This window comes from Rhodococcus sp. IC4_135 (assembly GCF_011602025.1).
Taxonomy (GTDB): domain Bacteria; phylum Actinomycetota; class Actinomycetes; order Mycobacteriales; family Mycobacteriaceae; genus Rhodococcus_F; species Rhodococcus_F baikonurensis.
The window spans coordinates 228266-249980 of sequence record NZ_JAAOLG010000008.1 but is presented as its reverse complement, the minus strand read 5'-3'; the positions used below and the strand labels follow the sequence as shown (position 1 = coordinate 249980).

Genomic DNA, 21715 nt, shown 5'->3' with positions numbered 1-21715 from the left:
ACAATGACCGTGGTCCCGAACACAGGATGTTCGGGACCACGGTCGTTCTCGGTGCTGATCAACTCTTCGCGATGTCGCGGCCGATTATCTCCTTCATGATTTCGGTGGTTCCGCCGTAGATGGTCTGGATTCGGCTGTCTACGTAGGCCCGGGCGATCGGATACTCCATCATGTAGCCGTATCCGCCGTGTAGTTGTACGCAACGATCCACGACGCGCTTCTGAAGTTCGCTGGCCCACCACTTTGCCTGTGCCGCTTCGACTGCTGACAGCTGGTCGTCGTTGATGGCCAGGACTGCGTTGTCGACGTATGCCTGTGTCACGTCGATCTCGGTCAGCATCTCGGCGAGGGCGAATCGAGTGTTCTGGAAGTCGCCGATCGGCTTTCCGAAGGCGGTGCGGTCGAACGCGTAGCCTTTGGTCCATTCGTAGGCCGCACGCGCGCAACTGATTGCGCTCACTGCGATCGACAGGCGCTCACGGGGAAGGCGCTCCATGAGATGAATGAGGCCTCCACCCTCCTCGCCCAGGAGGTTGCCTGCCGGGACTCTCACATTGTCGAACGACAACTCGGCTGTGTCCTGACCTGCGAGCCCCACCTTGTGGAGTTTGCGACCGCGGGTGAATCCGTCCATCCCACGTTCGACCACGAGGAGGCTGAATCCCCGCGACCCGGCTTCGGGATCGGTGCGCGCTGCAACGATGACGATGTCGGCGTGAATACCGCTGGTGATGAAGGTCTTCTGTCCGTTCAAGATCCAGTCGTCGCCATCTCGAACAGCCGAGGTCTTGATGCCTTGCAGATCGCTGCCGGTACCCGGCTCGGTCATCGCGATGGCGCAGATGAGTTCGCCGGCAGCCATACCCGGTAGCCAACGTGCCTTCTGCTCGTCTGTGCCGAGGTCGGCGATGTACGGAATGACGATGTCGTCCTGAAGTCCGAGTCCGGCGCCGAACGAGGTGGTACCGGTACGGGCGATCTCTTCGGCGACCACATACCGGTACCGGTAGTCGAGTTCACCCGAGCCTCCGTATTGTTCGGGGACGGCCAGACCGACGATACCCATCTTGCCGGCGGCGAGCCACGCCGATCGGTCGACGAGCCTGGCTTCTTCCCAGCTGTCGTAGTGAGGCATGATCTCGCGGGCAATGAACTCGCGCACGGTCTCTCGGTAGGCATCGTGGTCGGCTGTGAACAGTGTTCGACGCATGGGTTGCTCTCCTGTCCTAGACGGAAACGCGTTCGGTCATCGAACGCAAGCGTGCCCCGATGATGTCCTCTGCTTCGGACACCATGCGCTGGACCAACTCGTCTACGGTGGGGATGTCGTGGATCAGTCCCTGTGATGTGCCGACCGTCCAGATGCCGGCGTCGGGATCACCGGTTTCGTAGACGGTTCGCCCTCGCGCTCCTGCTACCAGGTCGCGCACATCCTCGAATTGCCCGCCGCGGGAGAGTATCTCGACAACCTCTCGGCTGACGGTGTTGCTTGCCACGCGTGCAGTGTTGCGGAGTGGTCGGAAGATCAGTTCGGTCTGTGTTTCGTCTGCGGCGACTATCGCTTCTTTGATGTTCTGGTGGATCGGAGACTCGGTGGTGCACATGAATCGTGTACCCATGTTGATGCCGTCTGCTCCGAGTGCCAGCGCGGCGACCAGACCGCGTGCATCGGCGAAGCCGCCGGAAGCGATCATGGGTATCGAAATCTTCTCTGCGGCAGCTGGAATCAAGACCAAGCCTGCGACATCGTCCTCCCCTGGATGGCCGGCGCACTCGAATCCGTCGATACTGATTCCGTCGACACCGAGATCCTGTGCCTTCACCGCATGCCTGACTGTTGTGCACTTGTGGAGCACTTTGATGCCGGCGTCATGGAAGATCGGCAGGTGAGGTGCGGGATTGGAACCTGCGGTCTCGACGATCTTCACGCCTGAGTCGACGATCACCTGGCGGTACTCGTCGTACGGCGGTGGCGTGATCGACGGCAGAATTGTGAGGTTGACGCCGAACGGTTGGTCGGTCAGGTCGCGGCATCGGGCGATTTCGTTCGCCAGGTCGGCCGGCGTCGGCTGCGTGAGTGCGGTGATGAATCCCAAGGCGCCGGCATTGGCGACGGCTGCGACGAGTTCTGCTCTGCCGACCCACTGCATTCCACCTTGGACGATGGGGTGGCGAACGCCGAACGTTTCCGTGAATGCTGTCGAGATCATGAAAATCCTTGTTGTTCTCTCGGGACGAATGGTCAGAGGTGGGTGATTCCGGCGAGGTCGCTGACGTATTCGCGTGCCCTCGTCGGATCGAAGGAGCGTGAGATCTGCAGTTTCTCGGCCTCGAGCGATCCTTCTGCGTGCGTAGCCAGGACTGACTGGTATCCGCCGTAGTCGCGGGCGGTCAGATCCGCAATGAAGTTCAACAGACGTAGACGCTTTTCGGCAGGAACTGCTGCAGCGTAGTATTTTTCGAGAACTGCACGAATTTCGGGATTGTCCCAGTCTTCACCGCCGGGGCCGGTGGCGAGGAGGCCACCTGAGAGATCGGTGAGGATGGCGACCGCGTTGTGGAATCCATGTGCGAAGTGGTATTTGGCCATGTTGACGGCAAGCGGATCTGGTTGCCGGACACCGTGTGCTCCTGGCTTCGATCGAACGGCGGCGAGTTGAGCCAGTCCACGGACGGTCTCGCTCCAGGTGATCAGTTCGGTGATCTTGCCCTTTACATGGCCTGCCTTGCTGATGCCGTTGGCCTCGGCGATCAGTGAAGCTGCTCCGACCATGATGTCGAGTAGGGGCAACTTGTAGTTGATGGCGGTGAAGCGGTGGTAATCGACAAACGCCAGCGCGAGTGGCCCGGCAAGTTCGGGTTGACGGTTGAGGAAGACTCGATTCTTCGGTACTCGGACATCGTTGAAGACGGTGAGCGATTCGAGGAGTTTGTGTTTCGTGGAGATCGGAAATTCGAAGGAGTTGCGTTCTCCGGCAGCGTAGGGAGAGACGTACAGTTCGAGACCTGGTGTGTCGATCGGGATGGCGAAGGACACTGCGTAATCGGCGTCTTCGGGGCCCATCGCGCGGGTGGGCAGCACGATCAACTCGTCGGCGTTGGCGGAGAACGAAGTGTGGCACTTCGCGCCGCGCACGGTGATGGAGTCGGCGTCCTCGTCGACGATGTGCAGGTAGAGGTCTGGGTCTGCCTGTTGGCGCGGTCCAAGTGACCGGTCACCCTTGACGTCGGTTTGCGCGACGGCGAGTGCGAGATCGCCGTCGCAGACCCGCTTGTAGAAAGCGCGCGCATTCTCGAGACCTTCACCCGTGGTTGCACGCAGAAGGGCGAACAACGCATCGCTGCCCACCTCTTTGAGGACGATGGTTCCGCCGCCGCGCCGCGATACTTCCTCGATCAGGGCGCCGCGTCGAATCAGATCGTCCGCAGATGTCGGCGCCACGTAGAACGCGCTGACTGGGTCACCGTCGACATCGGTGACCGCGAGGTCGGGTCGATCGTCGGCGATGTCGTAGCACAATGCCGAATGATCGACTGCGAGAGTCAGTTCGGGTTCGGCGTAGACATCGGAAATCTTCTTGCCTCGGTAGAAGACTCGACGATCGTCGCTGAGCCCTTTTCGGTACTGGTCACTGGATCGCACGGCCACTGGATACTTCCTTGATCTTCTGTCGCGGTTACTGCATTGAACCTAGCTTAACGATCGTTAAGTAAGTGTGCAATCGTCGTGTGCTCGACGATTTCCGGGCACTCATGGCGCAGGTGGCGAATCAGGCCGTGGTGAAGATCGATTTGGTCTGGAAGTATGCGGCCAGGCCTTCCGGTCCGAGCTCGCGACCGATCCCGCTCGCCTTGGTGCCTCCGAACGGTGCTCCGAAATCGAGTGTGTAGCCGTTGATCCCGAACGAACCGGTATCGACTGAGCGGGCTATTTCCAACCCGCGATCGAAGTCGGCAGTCCACACGGTTCCACCGAGGCCGTACTCGGAATCGTTGGCGATTGCGATGGCCTGTGCCTCGTCGGTGTATGGAATGACAGAGAGGACGGGGCCGAAGATCTCTTCGGTTGCAATCGTGTGGTTCGCGGAGACGTTACCGAAAACGGTTGGCTCCAGGAACCATCCGCGCTCGAGTGCGCGCGGTCGTGATCCGCCGGTCGTGATCCGTGCGCCTTCCGCAGTGCCCGTGGCGATGAAGGACTCGACACGTTCGCGCTGCCCGGCGCTCACGAGAGGGCCGATGAAGGTGGTGGGGTCCAACGAGTCGCCCACCGGTAGCGACTCGACCATTGCGGTGACGGCATCGAGCACCTCCTCGTAGCGTCCTTCGGGCGCGAGAATTCTTGTCGAGGCGTAGCAGGTCTGGCCGGTGTTGATCAACGATGCCGTCGCCAAACCTGCCATCGTCGCGTCGAGGTCCGCATCGTCGAGAATGACTGCGGCGGACTTGCCGCCGAGCTCGAGCGATACCGGTCGCAGTAGTTGGCCGCAGGTTGCTCCGATGTGTCGCCCTGCAGGTGTGGAGCCGGTGAAGGCGACCTTGTGCACGCCCGGATGAGCGACGAGGTACTTGCCGATGTCGGGTCCTCCGGTGACGATGTTGAGAACACCGGCAGGAAGGTCGGCCTCCATTGCGGCCTCGGCCAGGACGAACGCGTCGAGCACGGTCTCGGGCGACGGCTTCAGTACAACGGTGCATCCTGATGCGAGCGCGGGGGCGATTTTCATCATTGCGAGAAGCGAAGGGAAGTTCCACGGGGCAATCGCGGCGACAACACCGATCGGCTCTTTCCGAACAATGGTGGTTCCCGTTCCGGCCAGCGCGTTACGGTGTTCTTCGAGCTCGGTCGTGCGGGCAAGCGCGGCGTAATAGCTCAAAAGCCCCGAAGGTCCTTGTCCTTCGGCAACAGTGGAGATCGAGATCGGCATTCCGTTCTGCTGGCTGACCAATCGAGCTGTGAGATCCGCGCGACGCCCCAGGGCTGCGGCAAATCGATCCAAGGCGTCGGCTCGGTCGGCAGGCGCGAGTCGCGACCACGTCCGGAAGGCTCGGCCCGCCGCCGCGACGGCAGTATCGACGTCGTTGGGTGCGCTGTCCGGCACACTGCCGATCTTCTCCTCTGTGCTGGCCGAGTGCACCGAGATGGCGTCCGGCGTCGTCGGTGATTGCCAGGTTCCGTCGATGTAAAGGGCGGAGTGAGTCAGAGTCATGGAGGCTCCTTGCGGCCGAAGGGTGTGCGGGGATCGGGGTGGTCACGGGACGTAGGCGGACCGCCACGCTCATAGACTTAGCGATCGTTATATAAGCGATAGGATTTACAAGCTATGTTGCTCCGTCTGCGGATGTCAATGGTCGAGGTGTTCGGCCGTGCATGAGAGTGGTGACCCGATCGGCGGCTTCCCGCACGAGTTTGCCCAGTTCGGCGATCCGCTCCCCGGTCAGTGGTGACGGGGCATCGACCAGGCAGAGGATCAGTGCCGGTGTCGAGTCCTGGGCGAAGGCGACGGCATTGACGGACAGCAGTTGATAATTGGCGTCGAGGTCGAGTGTTCCGACCGCGACATCCGCAGACAGAAGACGTCGTGCTTCTCTCAGTGCGAGTGCGGCCCTCTGGCCGCCGACTCCCGGCCCGCGCATCTGGGTGACGGCGTCGGAAATTGAACGTTCTTGTTGGCGAAGGCATTCCACGGCGAAACCGCGCTCTCGAATGGCCATGAGGATCGGCTCGTACTCCGACCGTAGAAGTGTGGCCTCCGTGTCCAATGCTTCTTTACCGAGGAGAAACCATTCGTGAAGGTCGTCCTCGTCGAACCATGCGGCAAGGCCTGCCCCCAGTGGAGGTGCCATCAGTACATTGTCGCCGATGCGCAAGCCGAGAGTTCCGCTGCGTTTGGAGATCGGTTGAATTGCCTCGGCGACAACGAGGTCGGCGCCGGATCGGATGAATCCGAGACAGGCCAGTTCGGATGTGTCGGCCAGCTCTTGCATGACGGTACGGGAAAGATCGACGACATCGATTGCGCGGGAGGCGGCTTGGCCGATGGGAACTAGTGCCGGGCCGAGTTGGTAGGTCTTGCGGATCGGGTGACGTACGAGCCAGCCGGCCTCGGTGAGAGCGACGACCATGGGGTAGCAGGTTGCCTTTGCGACGCCGAGGTGTCGTGCGATGTCGGCGAGGCTCCGCCCCGTCGTGGGGTCGGATGCCAGCAGTTCGGTCAACATGACGATTCGATCGGTTTGGGGGGAATTTCGTGCCATGTGTTCGCATAATGCCACTCTGGCGTCGCACTGTGACCCACGATACAGTGAAATGACTTAGCGATCGTTAATCAAGCACGAGATTCGGAAGGAAATACATGATTGTCAACGGTGGCGAACTACTGGCCAGGGCACTAGCCGAAGCGGGCACTACCGAGGTCTTCACCCTCCATGGAGGGCATTTGGATGCTTTCCTCGTAGCTTGTCGGCGATATGGCATTCGGCTCACCGACACCCGACACGAAGCCACTGCGGGACACGCTGCGGATGCATACGCGCGGGTGACGGGCAATTACGGCGTTTGTGTGGTCACCTCCGGCCCAGGCTTCACCAATGTCTACACCGCGCTGACCAATGCACTCCTCGATCGCACTCCGACTGTCTTCGTCGTCGGTGCTCCGCCGATGCGCGAGACCGAGACGAATCCGCTTCAGGGTGGTTTCGATCAGATTGCCGCGGCCGTTCCAGTGACCAAGTGGGCATATCGCATCACCGATCCGGCGCGCGTTCCCGAGATAGTTGCTCTGGCAATTCGTAAGGCGACGACCGGAATTCCGGGGCCCGTGTTGCTGGAAGTGCCGATCGACGTGATGTTCGGTGAAGCCGACGAGGACACCGTGAGGTTTCCGGTGAACTACACCCTGAGTGCGAGGTCGGGTCCGACTGCCGCGGCGGTCGAGGCCGCTCTCGATCTGCTCGGTGAAGCGACGAACCCCGCTATTGTGATCGGCGGCGGCGTCACTTTCTCCCACGCGAGCGAGGCACTTGTGGCGTTCGCGGAAACGGTGGACGTGCCGGTGTTCTACCCCGGGAAGTCCGATGGAGCAGTACCCGCAAGCCATCGCCTCGCCGGCGGCGGGTTGCTGGCAATCGGTTCATTGCCTGCCCTCGGGCAGCCGACGCCCGACGTGGTGTTCGTTGTCGGGGCCCGCGCCGGAATGTTCACCGGCGGACGCACCAGTTTGTTCCCCGGGGCGCGGTTGGTTCAGATCGACGTCGACGCGTCCGAAATCGGACGTATGCAGGATGTGGACGTTCCGATACTTGCCGACTGTCGAGAAGCGCTAATCGCGTTGAAAACTGCTGCTGAGCAACGTCAATGGCCCGATTGGAGTGCTTGGGTCGATGCCGCCACCAGTGCGAAACACGCGCACCGGCATGGTTTCGAGGACCAAGCGACGGAAAGCGGTAAGGCGCATCCGTACTTCGCAGCGCGCGCGATCGTCGAAGCCTGCCCGCCTGGTACGACTTTCGTGATGGACGGTGCCGAGGCCCCGTCGTGGGGTGAATTCTTCACGACCACCGAAGTAGTTGGTGGTGTCTTGAGGCTCGGCTACCTCGGGTGTCTGGGTGTCGGGCCGGGTTTCGCAATCGGCGCACATCGAGCACGACCGGAATCACCGGTCGTGCTCATTACGGGTGACGGCGCCGCAGGATTCCACATCCAGGAATTCGACACGATGGCCCGTCACGGAATACCGGTTGTGACAGTGATATTCAACAATGCAGTGTGGGGGATGTCGATCCACGGCCAGGAAGCGGTGTACGGGGACGAAGGAATTGTCGTGTCCGAACTCGCAGACAGTGCATACGAGAAAGTTGCCGAGGCCTTTGGTGGATATGGTGAGCGTGTGAAGGACGTCGCCTCCATTGCCGACGCTATGAAACGTGCGTTCGACGCGGGGGTTCCTGCATGTATCAACGTCGAGGTGGACCCGCACGTGGTCCACCCCATCACGACGATGATGCTGGGCGACGTCACGAGTACGGACGAAATCGTTGTCCCGTACTACGAGAACATTCCTCGCTGATGCCCGGGCGAATGGAAGGCGCGGTAGCCGTCGTCATCGGCGGAGCCTCCGGTATCGGTTGGGCAACAGCGCAATTGCTGGCCGCTGGAGGTGTGATCGTCGTGATCGGTGACATCGACGTCGAAGGCGGGCGGAAACGCGCCGTAGAACTCGGTGGGCGAGCTGAAGCAGTCCGGGTCGACGTCGTCGACGAAGAATCGGTCAAGGCGATATTCGAGGGGGCGAAGGCGCAGCACGGTCGGTTGGATATCGCGGTCAATTGTGCAGGGGTGAATCTGCCGGGCTTCATCACGGATTTGGAGGCGCAAACTTGGCAGCGAACCGTTGACATCTGTCTCACCGGAGGTTTCTTCGTGATCAAGCATGCTGCGCGTGCCATGACTGCCGGTGGATCGATCGTGTCGATCACCTCGCTGAACGCACGACAGGCAGCAGCAGGTTTTGCGGGATACTGCTCCGCGAAAGCGGGCCTCGCCATGCTCACCGAGGTGGCGGCACTCGAACTCGGAGACCGGGGGATACGCGTCAACGCGGTTTCGCCAGGTCTTGTCGAAACGCCTCTTGTCGAGGGTCTCACCGGTGTTCCGGCTATTCAGGCGGACTTCACGGAGAACACTCCGCTCGGCCGTAACGGGTTGCCTCGCGACGTTGCCGAAGCGGTGTTCTTCCTCGCCTCCGATGCTTCTTCGTGGATCACGGGTGAGGTTCTCGATGTCAACGGCGGTGCTCACTTGCGTCGGTACCCGGACGTGATGAAACACATCGAGGCGATGCAATAGCTCGTCGAGAGTTCGTCGGTTAGACAGCGCTCGGGCGTCGTGCACACGCCTGGGCCGGAAGTTACGTCCAATCCAGAAGGGGCTTTTCACGATGTGCTCACAATATCGCCTTGGCGATGAGTCTCGACGCCACGCTGCTGCACGACCGGACGCCCTCGCGTTGACAGGTCGAGACGGGTCGATGACGTTTGCCGAGCTCGACCTCCGTACCAGTCGGCTGGCCAACGTTCTTCTCGACCTGGGTTGTAGCTCGGGAACCAGGGTGGCCGTGGTGGACAGAAGCTCGACTCAAGTCGTCGAGATCGTACTTGCGGCAGCAAAGATCGGGGCAGTGGCAATCCCGATCAATTGGCGGTTGTCCGGCGCCGAGGTTGCCGAGGTGCTCGCCGACGCGGACGCTCGGGTGTTGTTCTTCCACAGTGAATTCGAGGGCGTGGTGTCGGCGGTGCAGGCATCGGGAGTCACGAAGCTGCGCGTTGTGAAGATCGACGGTTCCGAGGAGTTCGACTACGAAGCTCGATCGGCAGGCGCAAGTTCGGTCGATCCGGGATGGCGCGGAAGCCTGGACGACGTTGTACTGCAACTGTATACATCCGGAACCACGGCAAAACCCAAAGGCGTTCTCACGTCCAACAGGAACCTGGAAGCATGCACGCGAACCGGTGGGCCATGGGGATTCGACGAATCCTCGGTCAGCTTGTGTGCGATGCCACTGTTCCACATCGGCGGATTGGGTTGGGTACTCGTGGGACTCGCGAATGGAGCCCACAACGTCGTTCTCCCGGAATTCACACCTGACGGTCTGTTGGAAGTAATGGAAGGGATGAGTATCACCAATACCTTCCTCGTGCCTTCCGTCATCGGGATGCTGGTCGACGTGCCAGGTGCGCGAGAGCGCAATTTCGCAACTCTCCGATCCATCGCCTACGGTTCTTCCCCGATCACACCGTCGGTCTTGAAGCGAGCTCTCGAGACGTTCCGCACGCCCCTTTTCCAGGTCTACGGGCTGACCGAAACGCATGGAGCAGTAACGCAACTCGATTCTTGTGACCATGCAGTGGACGGCGAGAACGTCGGACTGCTGCGCTCGGTGGGAAAACCGTACCCCTGGGTGGAACTGAAGGTGATGTCACCGGAAGGCGAGGAAGTTGCGATCGGCGAGGCCGGCGAGATCTATGTCAGGTCTCCTCAAACGACCGAAGGCTACTACCGACGTCCGGAAGAGACTGCCGCTGCGATAGATGCCGACGGGTGGTTCCATACCGGCGACGTGGGACGGGTCGACAGCGAGGGCTACGTCTACATCACCGATCGGATGAAGGACATGATCATCACGGGTGGAGAGAACGTCTATCCCATCGAAGTCGAATCGGTCATCGCCGATTATCCGGGAGTATCCCAAGTCGCCGTCATCGGAGTGGAGGATCCATTGTGGGGCGAGGCGGTCAAAGCCGTCGTAGTTGCTGCTGCAGGACATCAACTCGATCCCGACGTGATTTCAGGTTTCGTCCGAAGCCGACTTGCCGGTTACAAGTGCCCCAAGTCCATCGAGATAGTCACCGAACTCCCGTTGGGCGCTACGGGCAAGATCCTCAAGCGTGAACTTCGGGCGCGATACACGACGGTGTGAGAATCAACGTGCACGCTTGCGGCTGGGTTTGCATCCAACCGTGTTCAGTGCGATCACGGCGTACTTCTGAGCCACCTCTGCCGGGGTGAGTTCTCCCTCCGCGTGATACCAACGCGGAATCGACTGGCACATCGCGAGCAGCGCGCGCGTGGTCTCGGGTATGTCCGCCACCGAGAAGGCGCCTCGTTCCGCGCCTTCCGTCACGATGCCCAGTACCAGTTCCTCGACACCCTTTCGTACGACGCGGTATCGCTGGCGGTTTTCGGGGCTGAGGTACCGCACCTCGCCCTCGAGAGCCGCAAGGCGTGACCGGGTGGTCATGCGAAGGACGATCGCTTCGACGACATTGGTGAGCTGTTGCCGGGGGTCGTCTCCACCGTCGGCGTAGGCGGTGTGTGCTCGTGCGAGCACGTCGCTGGTCGAAACTTCCAGGAGAGCAAGAAGAATCCCTTCCTTGCTCTGGTGGTGGTAGTAGAGAGCGGGAATAGTGACACCGACACGACGCGCGATCTCGCGTACCGACGTTCCGTGGAATCCGTTGTCGTAGAATCCTTCGAGGGCGGCTTCCAGGATAGGAGTCAGCTCGAGCGGCTCGATCCGTCGCCAACTGGCTGTGGCGTCCTTCGCCGAATCTTTCGTGGCCATACGGGGTCCCCTAGCTATCGCTCGATAATGCTCGGGGAGATACTACGCCGTGACGAGGTCACAACAACTGCACGTTGCTCAGTTTCCACTCGCCGTCCTCGCGGACCAGCGACAGTTGCATGCGGTTGCGGTCGATCCTCGGATCCGGGGAGTTGGTGTTCGTAATCGTCTGATCGAGGAAAACGAGCACCTCGGCATTGTCCCGGTCGCTGCTCGCCAGCCCGGCAGAAATGATCTGAGCGGACGAGGTCGCCTGATACTGCACGATCATGTTCTGCAGATTGGCGGCCACCTGGGCGTACTGGCCGGCAAACTCGCCGACGGAGTTGTCGCGCACCACGGAGAGGTTCTGATCGAGGTTCTGGAAGTTGTACGTCGCAAGATCAGTGGCGAATTGCCGTCCGCTGTCCAGTGCGCTGGTGCGGGCGTCTTCGTCGATCGATCTCTGCCAGGTCGCGAAGGCGCCCCAGCCGAGCGCCGCTACGACGACCAAGGCGCCGGCAACGATCAGCAGGGTCTGCTTGCGAAGGCGCGTGGGCTTCTCGACGACTGTGGGTGTTGGACTCTCGGAGATCTCGGGCTCGGGTGTCTCGGACTGGGGTGTCTCGGACTGGGGTGTCTCGGACTGGGGTGTCTCGGTCATTGCGTTCCTTGTACTAGTAGTGCGGCAAACGAGTTGTCACCGAGAACGGTGTTCTGACCACCGTTGAGGCCCAGACGAATCGACGTTCCGTCACCGGCTGCAACCGTGCCGAGGGCAGGATCGTATTCGGCAACCCCGTCGATCGTTCCAGTTCCGGTGGGGACGTTCTGTGAGCCGCGATTCTGGATCCGGCCCGACTGGTCCGCGCAGTGTTGGTTCTTGTCGAGCGTGGTCGGTGAGGTGTCCTGTACCGATCGCCGGGGCGTGTCGTAGATACAAACCGGACCCAGTGCGGTGATCAGATCAAGCTGTGCGCGTCCGTCTTCGACGATACTTCCGAACTTCTCGAAACCTTTGGGCACCACCACCAACAAGGCATCGACCGCGGGCATCCGTGCGGTGACGATCTGAGTGGAGACGAGAGAATTGGCCAACAGAAGACTGAACGGCTCGCGGCTCTGTTCGATGAGAGGCAGTATCTGATTGTCGAGAACGCTCGGGCTTCGATCGAGGAGAGTGCGCAGTTGCGGATCGGAGTTTCGTACCTGATCAGTCAATTGGCGAAGTGTGAGTGCAACTTCGGGAAGAGCGTCGACATTCTCCTCGTTCGCAGCAAACAATGAGCGCGAGTTCTCGACGAGCGTGTTGACACGGGGCTGATCGGCTTGAACGGTGCGCGCAAGCACGTCGAAGTTGTCGACGAGCGCCTGCAGATCCGGGCCCAATCCGTTCAATCCCTCGCCGAGTTCGTGCGAGAGTGTCCGTAGGTCTGCCGGATCGACGGTGTCGGCAGCAGCGTTGAAGTTCGCGATCACGGTTCCCAACGCGACCGGGATCGACGTGCGCTCAGTCGGAACAACTGAGCCTTCATGCAGATACGGGCCGCCGTCGGTCTGTGAAGACAACTGAACTTTCAGTACCGGGACTGCGGTGTCCTGGCTGATGGCCGCATGCGAATCGTCGGGGATCTGTTGGTCGGCGGCGATGCTCAGCGTCATCACGACGAGGTCCCGGGCAGAGTCAACCTCCACCGACTCGACGTCGCCGACGGTGACTCCGCGATAGGCCACTTCCGAACCCGGAGCGATTCCAGCCGCGTTCTCCAATTCGACGGTGACCGAGAATGTTCCGGTGAAGGGATCTCCAGCACCTACTTGTCGGAGCACATACGTCGTGCTGACCACCGCGATGAGGAGAAAGGCGACGATCTCGAAATAGACGGTTCGGTTCTTCATCGCGTTCCTCCTTGCAGGGGTGTCGTGATCGGCAGTTCCCGATCGGAGGCGGGCAGAGGTGGCAGTGGCGGTGCGGCGCCCGGAATTATCTCGTTGAGCACTCCGGTCACGGTGCCCTCGACATCGACGTCGAGGTCGATGTTCACGTAATCACCTGGGCTGGCGCGCTCGAGGAGCGCTCTCGCATTGTCCAGGTTGGCCATCGTCTCACCCAGTGTCGGGCCCATTGCCGAGAACTGGTCGAGGATAGGTGACAGACGTCCGGTTATCTCTGATATCTGGTCGGCCGACTGGTCGAGTACGGAATTGGTTGCGGTACTGAGTCTGTCGGTCTCGTCGAGTAGATCGAGGAGCGGTTGTCGTTGGTCGGCGATCACGCCCAATGCGGGTGTGAGTGTGCGCAAGCCTTCGTCGATGGTGGCGCTCTCGTCGCCGATGAGAGCGCTCAGCCGATTCAGCGAGTCCAGCGCCGAGTTGATCGATTCCTTTCGGTCTTCGAGTGTCCCGAGAAAAGTGTCCAGGCGCCCAAGTAGATCGCGGATCGTCTCTTCCCTGCCGTCGAGAATCTGATCAGCCTCGCTCACGATGGTCTTGACCTGTGCCAACCCACTGCCGTTCAACAAAGTTCCGACGGCGCCGAGTAGTTGTGCGACGTCGGGTCCGCGGACGGTCTCCGAACGCTCGATGGTGGAACCTGGTACGAGCATGGGGCCGGTTGAATCGACCGGAACTTCGAGGTTGACGAACGCATCGCCGATCGGGGTGGACAACTCGATCCGAGCGCGGGTGCCGGTGGGTAGTTCGATATCGGATTCGATCTCGGTATGTACCACGGCTGCAAAGGTTTCCGCGCTCATCGACGTGACTCTGCCGACCACTGCCTGACCGATACGCACCTCGCCGCCGACGGGAAGCAATGACGCATCGACGAATTCCATGTTCAGCGGGTACGACTCTCCCGGCAGAGAGCGCCCGAGAGGGAGGTGCTGGAAGTTGAGACTGCAGCCGGTCAAAGGCGCCGCGATGGCGAGTGCCACGACAACGCTCACTACGGACTTGTTCGACGCCATCAGTTGCCCCCACCGAGGATGCGTGCCAGGTCGGAGCTGCCTACCGAGGGAAATTCGATGGGATTGACGATTCCGGGCCCTGTGCACAGCGGAATCGGCATCTTCTCGCACAGTTCTCGTGTCGTGTCGAACTGTGAGAGATCGGTGGCGACGTTCAACCGTGCTCTGGCTCGGCCTTCTTCGGTGACGAGGTTGGAAACGTTCTCGAATCCCGTTGGTGCCGTTTCAATGATCTCGCGCAATTGGTCCTGTTTGGTCGCGACTGCGCCGGCCAACTGTGCAAGCGTACCCAGATCGGCGGTGACCGCCTCGCCGTGTTCGGCGAGTAGCGCTGAGACCTGTCCGAGCAACGTGGTCAGGGAATCGAGCGCCCCGCTGATGTCTTCTCGCTGGGTACCGAACGCGCGTGCCGTGACGGTCACCGAGTTCGACAGCGAGTCGACCTGGGTCTGGTTGTCCGCGATCAACTGCACGAGGGTGTTCAGGTTCTTCACCAGTTCGGAGATGTCAGGACTCGCGCCGGCCAGTACCGAACTGGCCTGTGAGATGGACTGCACGGCATCGTTGAATGCTTGCCCGTTGCCGTCCAACGCGTGAGCGCCTTCTCCGATGAGGTCACCGATCCCACCGCCGTCGGTGCCAGGGCCGAGCGCGACCGTCAGTTCGTTCACCGATGCGGTGAGCTGGTCCCATGTCAGCGGGGAGTGAGTTCGTTCGAGAGGGATCACTGCGCCGTCCGCGAGGAATTCACCGCCCTCGTAGCCGGGGCCGAGTTCGATTGTGCGGTCACTGATGACCGAGGGAGAAAGGACCCAGGCCTGCGCGTCGGCCGGTATACGTGTTCCGGATGGCAGGCTCAGCGCCACTCGAACCCGGGACCCTTCCGGCGTGACGCTCTCGACCCTTCCGCTGGGAACTCCCAGAATCGTCACCGTGTTACCGGTGAAGATTGCGTCGGTCGAGGTGAATTCGGCGGTGAGAGTGAGTCGGTGTTCGTCACGCGTGACGAACAGGACGGCACCGATCGCGCAGATCACTATCGCTGCCAGCACGGCGAGTTTCTTGACGGTCGTAGTCATCGACACCCCTGAACAAGCCCGACGACGCACAACCAGTTGTCCGGGATGAGTGTGGAGGGTGAGTTGAGATCGAGCCAGTTGCCGTTGCCGGTCGCGTTTGTGACGTACCGAACGCTGGGTGCGAAGTTATCGAGCAGCGTGGTCAGTGATTGTTCGTTCTCGGACAGAACTCCCGTCACCTCGTGGATGTCTCCCAAGACCGAGTCGACCAATGCCTGATTGTCACCGAGGAACTGGGCAATGGTGGTGCTCAACTGATTCAGGTCTTGCACGAGCGCAGTCAGCACATCTCGCCGGTCGGCGATCGTTGACATCACCAGATCCGCATTTCCCAGAAGGGTTTCCAGCGTGTCCCTCTGCTCGATCAACGTTGTGGTCGTCTGCTGCGCGCCGGTGAGAAGGGAACGGAGTGCATCGTCGTTGTCGTTGACTACTCCGGAGAGTGCGTCGATTCCCTCGAGTGAGCGGCGAATGAGTTCGGGATCGTCCGGTGAGTTGTCGGACACCACGGTCAGCATATTTCGCAGTTGTTGCAGATCAAGGTTTTCCGAAGTGGTTTGTGCTCCTCGTCCGAGATCGTCGAGAGTGAACGGAACACTCGTGTTCTCGATGGGAATGGTCGAACCTCCGGGTAGCGAGCGCGATCCGTTCGGAGTGATGTCGAGCGAGCGTCGGCCGAGCAGAGTCGAGATCTTGATGTCCGCACGGGAGTCTTCGCCGAGTGTGACGCCGTCGTCGAGTCGGAAGGTGACTTCAACGGAGTTGCCGCTGACCGCCAACGAGGTGACCACCCCGCTCGGGACTCCTGCGACGTTGACCGGATCGTCCTGCGTCAATCCGGTGGCGTTGGCAAAGACGGCGTGATACTCGTTGGTCTTGACCTTCAAGATCAGTTGAGGGACAACGAGTGCGGCCAGAACTACACAGACTCCGACGAGAATGCAGATGATTCCGTTGCGGACCGGGTTCTTGACGGTGAGCCAGTTCATCGGCACACCGCCGAACGCTCGGGGCCGCCGAGAGTCACCGACTGGTCCAGCGCGCTGAGTCGGAAGTTGCAGATGTAGATGTTCGCCCAACTTCCGTAGCTCATCGCGATCCCCAACTGGGTGAACAATTGATCGAACGCGGTGATACCGGTCGCCAGCGACTCACGATTGTCGACGACGACCCGAGCCGATTGATCGACGGAAGTCAGCGCGCCAGCCAACTCGGGTTCCACGCGCGTCACGAGGTCCTGAAGGGAAGAAGTCAGGGAACCCGCGGAATCAACTGCGGCCGAAATCTGTTGGCGGTCCTGTGCCAAACCGCCGACCAGTGTGTCGAGCGTGTTGATCATCTCGACGAAGTTGGGTCGATTCGTCGTGGTGACGGTGAGTACCCGGTCCAGGTTGGTCAGTAGTTGGTCCAAGATCGCGTCTCGGGACGTCAAGTTCTCTGTGACGGCAACAGTGCGCTCCAGCAGGCTTTCGATGGTGGAACCTTGTCCTTGGAATACCTGGACGACGTGTGCGGCAAGCTCGTTGACTTCTGTGGGGTCGAGCGCGTCGAACAGGGGACGGAAGCCGCCGAGGATGTCGGTGAGGTCGATCGCGGGCTGAGTCTGTTCGACGGGAATGGTGGCCCCGGGGGAGAGGTAATTGCCGGTTGCGCCCCCGTCTTGCCCTGGTTCGATCGAGATCGTCCGTGCCCCCAACAGATCCGCGTACCTCACCACCGCCCGACCGTCGGTCGGAATACGTTGTGTGGATTCGAGTTCGAACCCGACGACGGCTTGGTTGTTCACCAACTCGACGCTGTCGACGCGCCCGACTCGGACTCCGGCGATCTGGACATCACTGCCGGTGACCAGACCGGACGCATTGACGAAGACAGCCTGGTACTGCGAGCTCGACCCGGAGATGGGGTTGATCAGGGTGCTCACCACGACGACGGTGGCGAGAATAGACAGTGCGGCAAACAATCCGAACCTGATCAGAGATTTCTTCACGCTCATCCGCCCACCACCGTCGTGCCGCGAAATACCGGCCCCGCCACGAGAGTGTCCAAAGCTGTACCGCCCTGGGTGATAGCTGAGATCAGGGATCGTTCGGCAGGGCTGCCAACCGGGCCGACGGTTCCGCCGAACGCGGTCGCGGAGGCCGGACAGTTGGGGCCGCGAGTCCCGTCGTATTGCGGGCAGTCGGTCTTTCCGTACGGATACAGATCTGTGACAGACAACCGTAGGTCGGTGCTGAGCCACGGACCGTGGGCCAACGCGGGCGGAAGATTGATCGTGAGATTGCGCAGGCCGTTGTAGAAGGTGGTGATGTGGTCTGGCCGCGAAGTGATTGCACCGGTGAGGGAATCGGCGTCGTCGATCAAGGTGATCATGCGGTCGCGATTGTCACCGATCAGACTTGTGGCGGCAGATCCCGTACTGGTGCCGGCCCGCAGAAACCCCGCCAATCCGTCGGATTTCTCGACGACGGTCTTGGATGTGGTGATGGAGTTCTCGAATGCGGCGAGCATGTCCGGCGCACTCGTCGAGAGACTGTCGGCGAGCGTGGCTATGTCGTCGAGGTCGTCGCCGAGTCCGTCGATGACGGGCTGCGCACCGATCAACGCTTGACGGACTGAATCGAGAGACTCGCCGATCTGGTTTCCCTTGCCGCTCATCGCATCCGAGACTGCCGTGAGCGCCACGTTGATGTCGGCGGGGTCGAGGGAAGAAACGAGCGAGTAGATCCGTGAGATCGATTGGTAGAGCTGGACCGCGACTTCGGACTGATCGGATACCAACTCGGTACCCGGTGCGAGAGCAGGACCACGCGAGAGTTCGTCAGGTTGAATGAGGTCTACGAAGAAGTCGCCGAAGATGTTGCGGGGCATCAGCCGCACCTGACTTGTCGACGGTATGTCCTCGAACGCACCCTCGTCGATTGCGAGCGAGATGGTGGAAGCGGTGGTGCCAGGCTCGATGTCGGCGACCGAACCGACGACGACCCCGCGGTACTGAACCGATGATCCGATTCTCAACGCACCGGCGCCGGCGGGGACGACAGCACTGACCTGCGGTGTGGAACTGAACGTGTCCGTGCCCCTGCTGAACAAGAAGACGTAGGCGACGATCAGCAGGACTACCGCAAGTAAACCACGCAGTGCCAGTGCAATTCGACTGGTGTCCGTGACGATCATCCGGTCAACCCGGGAACCTGAGGTTTGAGTCCCCAGAGCGCGATGGTCATGGCGACGTCGGTGAAGGCAAGGAAGACGATGCTGGTGCGCAGCGCTCGTCCGGCTGCTCGGCCGACGCCTTCAGGCCCACCCGTCGCGGTATAACCGTAGTAGCAGTGCACGAGGGTCACGACGACCGCGAACACCATGACTTTTATCAAGGACAACCAGATGTCGTTGGGAGAGAGGAAAAGACTGAAGTAGTAGCCGTATGTTCCCTCCGACTGGCCTTTGACCCGGATCACCGCAAGCGCCGTTGCCATGTACGAAGCAAATAGGCCGACGAGGTACAGCGGGACCACCGCGATGAGCGCCGCGATCATTCGGGTGGTGACCAGGTACCGCAGCGAGGGAATCGCCATGACCTCGAGTGCGTCGATCTCCTCGGAGATCCGCATGGCTCCGAGCTGCGCGGTGAATCCGGTTCCGACCTTGGCAGCCAGGGTGATTGCGGCAACGAGTGGGGCGACCTCGCGAGTATTCGCGATGGCGGACATCACGCCGGAAAGCGGTGCGAGGCCGACGAGGTTCAGTCCGCGGTAGCCCTCGAGTCCGATCTGGGAACCTGCGAAGAACGAGATCGCGAAGATCACGACGACGCTGCCGCCGCCGGCGAGCAGGGTGCCAGAACCGAAGGCCACCTGGGCGACGAGACGGGCGACTTCACGCCAATAGCGCTTGAGGGTTGCCGGAATCGAGGTGATGACACGCGCGTGGAACGTGAACTGATCGCCGAGGCGACTCAGGCCGTCGACGGTGCGCGAACTGACACGTTTGGCACGAATTGCGATGGGCAGGTGCATCAATAGGCACCTTTCACCGAGACGAACAGCGGGTAGAACTGAGTAATTGCGAGGTTGGCGACAAACACGAGAACGAACGAGAGCACGACGGTCTCGTTGACGGCATCGCCGACGCCTTGGGCTCCACGCTTGACGGTCAGGCCTTTGTAGCAGGCCACGATTCCCGAGATGAGCGCAAAGGCAACGGCTTTGATGCCGGAGACGACGAAATCGCTGGGCTGACTGAATTGAACGAGATTGCGCAGGAAGCTCTGGGCGTTGCCGTCGAGGATCAGGACGTGCACGAAGAGGCTTGCGCCCAAACCGATTACGAGAACTATCGAGTTCAGGAGAAGGCAGACGACGGCGATGGCGATCATCCGCGGGACGACCAGGCGTTCGAGTACCGGCAGTCCCAGCACTTCGAGCGCATCGATTTCCTCACGGATCGTTCGCGCGCCCAAGTCTGCGCAGATTGCGGAACCGCCGACGCCGGCGATGATCAGGGCGCACACCAGAGGCCCGGCCTGTCCGATGATGAGGAACGCGACCACGGCACCGCTGTACGCACCTGCACCGATTTGATCTGCGAGCGCACCGATCTGCAGCGCCACTCCCACGCCGAGGGGAATCATCACCAGCGCCGAGGCGACCGAGGTGACGTGGGCGAGAAACCACATCTGGTCGAGCGCCTCACGCCAGGCGAGACGCTTGCGTCGCAGGGTCGTGATCACAGCAACGCACACGCGAACGGTGAAGGTGAACAGCAGTCCGACTTCGGACAGCAGGTTCGAGAACATGTTCGTCTTGGCGGGGGAGGCGGGTGTTGCGTCCCCGGTTGTTCCAAGTTCGGTGCTCACGCCATCCCCCTTTCCGGCCGCATCGTTCTGGTCGGGTTTCTTCGGTCATATTCGGAAGTTCGAAGTGCTCCAGGTCACGTTCGGAGACGGTATCAGGAAACTGACTCTGAAGTAAGTTCCAATTCGGGCATGCCATCACAAGGCGTGAATGTGGACGCGGAGCTTCCGTTTGCGTCTACGCAACCTTCCCGGCGAGAGCCCGAAATGCGACGGGTGCACAATGAGGGAATGCCACGATCAAGCCCCATTTCCGCTTGGAAGTCCCTTCGCGAAGGCAACGAGCGATTTGTCAACGACGCGTCCATTCACCCCAGCCAGGGAATCGCCGATCGCGCGAAGCTGGTCAACGCACAGCACCCCACTGCGGTGTTGTTCGGTTGCGGTGATTCGCGCGTAGCCGCCGAGATCATCTTCGACCAGGGCCTCGGCGACATGTTCGTCGTGCGCACGGCAGGTCATGTGCTCGACGATTCGGTGCTCGGTTCGATCGAGTACGCCGTTCACGTGCTCAACGTGCCGCTCATCGTCGTCCTCGGGCACGACGGTTGCGGTGCCGTGAAGGCAACGCTCGACGCCCTGGACAAGGGCGCGGTCCCCGACGGCTTCATCCGCAGCGTGGTCGAGCGCGTTGCTCCGTCCATCCTGATGGGCCGCAACGAAGGCTTGTCCACCGTCGACGAACTCGAAGGTCGTCACGTCGTGGAGACCGGCTCGTTGATCATGCAGAGGTCGCGGATCATCGCCGACAAGGTGGACAAGGGTGCGTGCGCGATCGTCGGCGTCACGTACACATTGTCCGACGGTCACATGCGTGTTCAGGGAGCTGTCGGCGACATCGGCGAGAGCGTCGAGGGTTAGATCTTCCGGGGCAGTGATCCCTGGCACCGGACAATGGGTACCGACACGCCGTCTCAGCTGACGGTTAGTCGACCCTGAGCCAACTACCGTTGAGTCCGTGTTGGAACCGAATGGACCACTGCCCCCTGAGATCTACTGGCGTCGCCGGGCGCTGGCCATTGGTGCCGCCGTTATTGCGCTGGCGTTGATCATCTGGGCGGCGTCCGCCCTCTTCGGCGGTGGAAGTGATACCCCGGAGGCCGATTCGGCCGCTGCGAGTTCCTCGCTGACAACAGACGTCTCCTTCACCCCCAACCCTTCCGGATCCAACGCACCGGACGGTGGCGGTGGCTCGGGTGGCGGTGCTGCCGGTGGTTCGGGCGGCTCGGGCACGCAGGCTTCGGGATCTTCTTCGTCGTCTTCGTCTTCGTCGACCACCACCGGGGCTCCGGTCCCGGCCGGTCAGTGTGCCGACTCGTCGCTGGCAGTCAAGGCAACCGCAGACAAGGCGACCTTTGCTCCCGGCGAAGAGCCGTCGTTCACGATCGTCATCACCAACATCGGTTCGGCACCCTGCGATCGAGATCTGGCGGGCGGCCTTCAGCAGGTGCTCGTCTACAGCATCGACGGCAAGACCCGTCTGTGGTCCAACGTCGACTGCTACCCGCAGCCCGCAGCCGACGTGCGCAATCTCGCTCCGGGTGAGAAAGCCGCGTTCAAGGTCGCCTGGTCGGCAACGACGTCGACCCCCGAGTGCGCGACCGCGCAGAACCCCGAGCGCAATCCGGTGGGCGCAGGCGCGTACACGGTTGTCGGTCAGCTCGGCGCACTGCGAAGCTCTCCGGAGCCGTTCAACATCGCGTGAGAGCG

General features: G+C 61.3%; 20 protein-coding genes. 5 read left to right on the top strand and 15 right to left on the bottom strand.

Going from position 1 to position 21715, the window contains the following annotated elements; all coding sequences use genetic code 11:
* Positions 1-58 precede the first annotated feature (58 nt).
* The 5 genes from G8767_RS17375 to G8767_RS17355 form a co-directional block, all read right to left on the bottom strand.
* Positions 59-1210: an acyl-CoA dehydrogenase family protein gene (locus G8767_RS17375; protein ID WP_124568935.1), complete on the bottom strand. Its 1152-nt coding sequence runs from the start codon at positions 1208-1210 to the stop codon at positions 59-61.
* A 16-nt stretch (positions 1211-1226) separates the two neighbouring features.
* Positions 1227-2210 carry a nitronate monooxygenase family protein gene (locus G8767_RS17370; protein ID WP_166810833.1) on the bottom strand — a complete coding sequence of 328 codons (984 nt, stop codon included), beginning with the start codon at positions 2208-2210 and terminating at the stop codon, positions 1227-1229.
* A 32-nt stretch (positions 2211-2242) separates the two neighbouring features.
* Positions 2243-3649, bottom strand: coding sequence for a 4-hydroxyphenylacetate 3-hydroxylase N-terminal domain-containing protein (locus tag G8767_RS36570; protein ID WP_166810832.1), 1407 nt, complete (start codon positions 3647-3649; stop codon positions 2243-2245).
* A gap of 121 nt (positions 3650-3770) precedes the next feature.
* Positions 3771-5210 (bottom strand): aldehyde dehydrogenase, encoded by a 1440-nt coding sequence (locus tag G8767_RS17360; protein WP_166810831.1) that lies wholly within the window; start codon positions 5208-5210, stop codon positions 3771-3773.
* Between the two features lie 112 nt (positions 5211-5322).
* Positions 5323-6258 carry a helix-turn-helix domain-containing protein gene (locus G8767_RS17355; RefSeq protein ID WP_166810830.1) on the bottom strand — a complete coding sequence of 312 codons (936 nt, stop codon included), beginning with the start codon at positions 6256-6258 and terminating at the stop codon, positions 5323-5325.
* A 98-nt stretch (positions 6259-6356) separates the two neighbouring features.
* On the opposite strand from G8767_RS17355, the gene G8767_RS17350 reads away from it, so the two are divergent.
* From G8767_RS17350 to G8767_RS17340, 3 genes are all read left to right on the top strand, one after another.
* Entirely contained in the window at positions 6357-8069 is a 1713-nt protein-coding gene (locus G8767_RS17350) for a thiamine pyrophosphate-binding protein (protein WP_166810829.1), read from the top strand.
* Positions 8069-8848, top strand: a complete 780-nt coding sequence (locus G8767_RS17345; protein WP_234036729.1) for an SDR family oxidoreductase — start codon at positions 8069-8071, stop codon at positions 8846-8848. The genes G8767_RS17350 and G8767_RS17345 overlap by 1 nt, the downstream gene beginning before the upstream one ends.
* Before the next feature lie 91 nt (positions 8849-8939).
* Positions 8940-10478, top strand: a complete 1539-nt coding sequence (locus G8767_RS17340; RefSeq protein WP_166810828.1) for a long-chain-fatty-acid--CoA ligase — start codon at positions 8940-8942, stop codon at positions 10476-10478.
* A gap of 3 nt (positions 10479-10481) precedes the next feature.
* Here the strand turns inward: G8767_RS17340 and G8767_RS17335 are convergent, their stop codons facing one another.
* The 10 genes from G8767_RS17335 to G8767_RS17290 are packed head-to-tail and all read right to left on the bottom strand — an operon-like array spanning position 10482 to position 20008.
* Positions 10482-11123: a TetR/AcrR family transcriptional regulator gene (locus G8767_RS17335; RefSeq protein ID WP_166810827.1), complete on the bottom strand. Its 642-nt coding sequence runs from the start codon at positions 11121-11123 to the stop codon at positions 10482-10484.
* 58 nt (positions 11124-11181) lie between these two features.
* Positions 11182-11766 carry a hypothetical protein gene (locus tag G8767_RS17330; protein ID WP_166810826.1) on the bottom strand — a complete coding sequence of 195 codons (585 nt, stop codon included), beginning with the start codon at positions 11764-11766 and terminating at the stop codon, positions 11182-11184.
* Positions 11763-13001, bottom strand: a complete 1239-nt coding sequence (locus tag G8767_RS17325; protein ID WP_166810825.1) for an MlaD family protein — start codon at positions 12999-13001, stop codon at positions 11763-11765. The genes G8767_RS17330 and G8767_RS17325 overlap by 4 nt, the downstream gene beginning before the upstream one ends.
* On the bottom strand, positions 12998-14071 hold the full coding sequence (locus G8767_RS17320; protein ID WP_166810824.1) for an MCE family protein: 1074 nt from the start codon (positions 14069-14071) through the stop codon (positions 12998-13000). Before G8767_RS17320 ends, G8767_RS17325 begins: the two co-directional genes overlap by 4 nt.
* Complete coding sequence (locus tag G8767_RS17315) at positions 14071-15150, bottom strand: MCE family protein (RefSeq protein WP_166810823.1); 1080 nt, start codon at positions 15148-15150, stop codon at positions 14071-14073. Before G8767_RS17315 ends, G8767_RS17320 begins: the two co-directional genes overlap by 1 nt.
* Complete coding sequence (locus tag G8767_RS17310; RefSeq protein ID WP_206029446.1) at positions 15147-16139, bottom strand: MCE family protein; 993 nt, start codon at positions 16137-16139, stop codon at positions 15147-15149. The genes G8767_RS17315 and G8767_RS17310 overlap by 4 nt, the downstream gene beginning before the upstream one ends.
* Positions 16136-17146, bottom strand: coding sequence for an MlaD family protein (locus G8767_RS17305; RefSeq protein ID WP_166810821.1), 1011 nt, complete (start codon positions 17144-17146; stop codon positions 16136-16138). Before G8767_RS17305 ends, G8767_RS17310 begins: the two co-directional genes overlap by 4 nt.
* A complete protein-coding gene (locus tag G8767_RS17300) occupies positions 17143-18327 on the bottom strand; it encodes an MCE family protein (RefSeq protein WP_166810820.1) in 1185 nt (394 codons plus the stop codon). Before G8767_RS17300 ends, G8767_RS17305 begins: the two co-directional genes overlap by 4 nt.
* Positions 18324-19169: an ABC transporter permease gene (locus tag G8767_RS17295; protein ID WP_095970882.1), complete on the bottom strand. Its 846-nt coding sequence runs from the start codon at positions 19167-19169 to the stop codon at positions 18324-18326. The genes G8767_RS17300 and G8767_RS17295 overlap by 4 nt, the downstream gene beginning before the upstream one ends.
* Positions 19169-20008: an ABC transporter permease gene (locus G8767_RS17290; RefSeq protein ID WP_234036731.1), complete on the bottom strand. Its 840-nt coding sequence runs from the start codon at positions 20006-20008 to the stop codon at positions 19169-19171. Before G8767_RS17290 ends, G8767_RS17295 begins: the two co-directional genes overlap by 1 nt.
* A gap of 228 nt (positions 20009-20236) precedes the next feature.
* On the opposite strand from G8767_RS17290, the gene G8767_RS17285 reads away from it, so the two are divergent.
* Together G8767_RS17285 and G8767_RS17280 are read left to right on the top strand one after the other, a co-directional pair.
* Positions 20237-20866: a carbonic anhydrase gene (locus tag G8767_RS17285; protein WP_095970884.1), complete on the top strand. Its 630-nt coding sequence runs from the start codon at positions 20237-20239 to the stop codon at positions 20864-20866.
* Between the two features lie 97 nt (positions 20867-20963).
* The gene (locus G8767_RS17280) at positions 20964-21710 is read left to right on the top strand and encodes a DUF4232 domain-containing protein (RefSeq protein WP_166810819.1); all 747 of its coding nucleotides are present in this window, start codon (positions 20964-20966) and stop codon (positions 21708-21710) included.
* Positions 21711-21715: the final 5 nt, after the last annotated feature.